This is a genomic window from Liquorilactobacillus mali (genome assembly GCF_001437155.1).
GTDB lineage: Bacteria > Bacillota > Bacilli > Lactobacillales > Lactobacillaceae > Liquorilactobacillus > Liquorilactobacillus mali_A.
This window is the reverse complement of record NZ_JQAR01000061.1, coordinates 1-1,115: the sequence shown is the minus strand read 5'-3', so window position 1 is coordinate 1,115 and position 1,115 is coordinate 1. Positions and strand designations below refer to the sequence as shown.

The 1,115-nt window shown below is 36.0% G+C and carries 1 protein-coding gene; it reads right to left on the bottom strand.

The genetic code is table 11. The features are described from left to right. Positions 1-32: 32 nt before the first annotated feature. Positions 33-1,102 (bottom strand): IS3 family transposase gene (locus tag IV36_RS11695; RefSeq protein WP_152134755.1). Its coding sequence is split into 2 segments (ribosomal slippage): positions 33-874 and positions 874-1,102, totalling 1,071 coding nucleotides; the frame shifts between segments, so codons are not numbered across the junction. Positions 1,103-1,115: the final 13 nt, after the last annotated feature.

Sequence of the window (1,115 nt, the reverse complement as noted above, 5' to 3'; positions counted from 1 at the left end):
TGCTCCTAAGTCAATATTTGGCACATGTTTTTCTAGACACTTGTTCTGATTCTTTCAGTGTTGAACCAATTAATATAATTTGAGATTCTGAGAATTAAATCCTCAAAGCTTGAGAAATGCGTTTGAAAAACGAATTCTCGTTTTAATAATGAATGAAAAGCTTCTATTTGGCTATTATCGTAAGGATATCCTTGCTTAGAATACGAATGGAAGATTTGATGTCGTCTAAGCAAGTTTTCAACATCACAGCTCGTATATTGTGAACCCATATCTGAATGAAAATATGCTGGCCTTTTATGATGTTCAAGTGCTTGGTTAACTGTATCTACTACTAGTTTGGCATTCATCTGTCGTCCTATCTTATATGCGAGTATCTTATGAACCTTTGGCTCATACACTGAACTAAGATATACCCAAGTTCCAGGTCGTAGCTCAAGATAAGTAATATCAGCGCGCCAAGTACTAGCTTTTGGCTTGTTTTTGATCAGATTGGGACGTTGTAAATAATCAACATGAGTACTAGGCTTTTTAAAACGCCGATGCATGAGAGAATGAATCTTCATTTCTTGCATTAGCCGAAAAATCCGTTTGACACCAACTATAATTCCCAGTCTATTTAATGCTAGTTTGATTCTTGGATAACCATAAGCGCGATAGTTTTCTTCCCAAATTTTTCGAATGCTTGCTTTTAAATGACGGTCAACACGATCGTGTTGACTAGGTTGATAGTTCAACCAATGGTAATAGGTGCTACGAGCTAATCTTAAAGTTGAGAGTATTAAGGATAGGCGGTGATAGGGTAACTGAATCTTAATGAAAGCAAGAGTTTTAACTCGCCCTAACGCTTTCCCAGTAACACCGCCGCAGCTTTTAAAATCTCCAATTCCTCCTTGAGACGTTGGTTCTCTTTTTGTAATTTTTTAAATTCTTTAGAAGTAACTTCAGTTCCATCATCAAGTTCAACTGATTTTGCATCTTTAATCCAGTTATGAATTGATGCAGGAGACACTGCATATTCTTCTGAGAGAGAACGAACTGATCTCTTTTCCTCGGTGTGTATTTTAATAATGCTTACTTTAAAATCATCAGTATATCGTTTCATATAAAAACTCCTA